This window comes from Streptomyces sp. NPDC005899, assembly GCF_040629645.1.
Lineage (GTDB): Bacteria > Actinomycetota > Actinomycetes > Streptomycetales > Streptomycetaceae > Streptomyces.
Map to the genome: position 1 here is coordinate 1 of NZ_JBEXWB010000675.1, position 1,479 is coordinate 1,479.

General features: G+C 69.3%; 1 protein-coding gene and 1 pseudogene. Both read left to right on the plus strand.

The window, feature by feature from the left end; translation table 11 throughout:
• A partial coding sequence (locus ABZ371_RS32580) for an NF041680 family putative transposase (protein WP_358686544.1) occupies window positions 1–1,156 on the plus strand: 1,156 nt, incomplete at its 5' end.
• A 58-nt stretch (window positions 1,157–1,214) separates the two neighbouring features.
• Window positions 1,215–1,479: pseudogene (locus ABZ371_RS32585) on the plus strand (hypothetical protein); the annotation flags it as partial.

Consider the following 1,479-nt stretch of genomic DNA (forward strand, 5'->3'; position numbering starts at 1 on the left):
GCTGCGACCGGACGCTAACACGTGTGCTGACCGGGCTTTTTGTCACACCTTTGGCCGAGGTGAAGGTAAGCATCAGATGGTGCCCGGCTGGCCGTACTCGGTGGTGGCCGCCCTGGAGACCGGCCGCACGTCCTGGACGGCGGTGTTGGATGCGGTCCGCTTGGAGCCCGGCGCCGATGTCGCCGTGGTGACCACCGTGCAGATCCGTGAGGTCGTCGAGCGGCTCGTCGCTGCCGGCCAGTGGAAGCCGGGTGACCCGGAGGTCCTGGTCGTGCTGGACGCCGGATACGACGCCCCTCGCATCGCCCATCTGCTGGACGGCCTGCCCGTCGAGATCCTCGGCCGGCTCCGGTCCGATCGCGTAATGCGACGCCCGACGCCCTCCCGTGAAGAGTTCCACCTGGCCAACCTCAAGGGCGGCCGGCCGCCCAAGCACGGCGGCGAATTCGTCTTCGGCGATCCCGCAACCTGGGGCGCCGAGCAGGCCGTGACGAGCACGGACACCAGGCTCTACGGGAAGGCGACCGCGCAGGCGTGGGACCGGCTGCACCCGCGGCTGACCCGCCGGGCCGCATGGCTCGACCACGACGGGCCGCTGCCCCTCATCGAGGGCACAGTGATCCGCCTGGTCGTTCAGAAGCTGCCCAGCGGCGGGGTCAACAAGCCGGTCTGGCTGTGGTGGTCGGGCACCGGTGCCACGGAGGCGGACGTCGACCGCTGCTGGCAGTCCTTCCTACGCCGCTTCGACATCGAGCACACATTTCGCCTGTTCAAGCAGACCCTCGGGTGGACCAAGCCCCGGCTCCGCAGCTCGGAAGCGGCCGACCGGTGGACCTGGCTCGTCGTCGCCGCCTATGCCCAGCTCCGGCTCGCCCGCCCCCTGGCCACCGACCTCCGCAGGCCCTGGGAGAAGCCGACCGAGCCGAACAAACTGACCCCCTCCCGCGTCCGCAGAGGGTTCAGGAACCTGCACGCGAAGACCGGCTCACCCGCCGGTGCACCGAAACCATCCCGTCCCGGCCCTGGCCGGCCACCCGGCTCGAAGAACCGCCGCCCGGCCACCCGTCACGGCGTGGGCAGAGTCCTCGCCACCGGCGAGGCGTATGCCCGCCCCGCACATCACAAGGTGGGGACCAAACCGCGACGCGCAGCATGAACCGGCAGCTCAAGACCTCTGATCACTGATATGCCTTCCAGCAGGCAGAATAAGCGGCATGGTCAACGAGGGGAACGACAGCTGCACGCTGCCGCGGCGAGCGACAGGTTTCTACCGGCCGAAGGACGGTCCGCTTCCCGAGACTGAACTGAAGGCGTTCCGCACCGCTCTGTATGCCGCTGCGCGCGTCGCTGGAGGCGAAGTAGGCGAGGTGGAGGAACGGGAGTACCCCCGGACCTTCCACACCGCAACGGTCGTCGGCCGCGAAGTCGAGAACGTTGTCCTGTGCCACGCTCACCACCCCTGGGTCGCCTTCCCCAAGG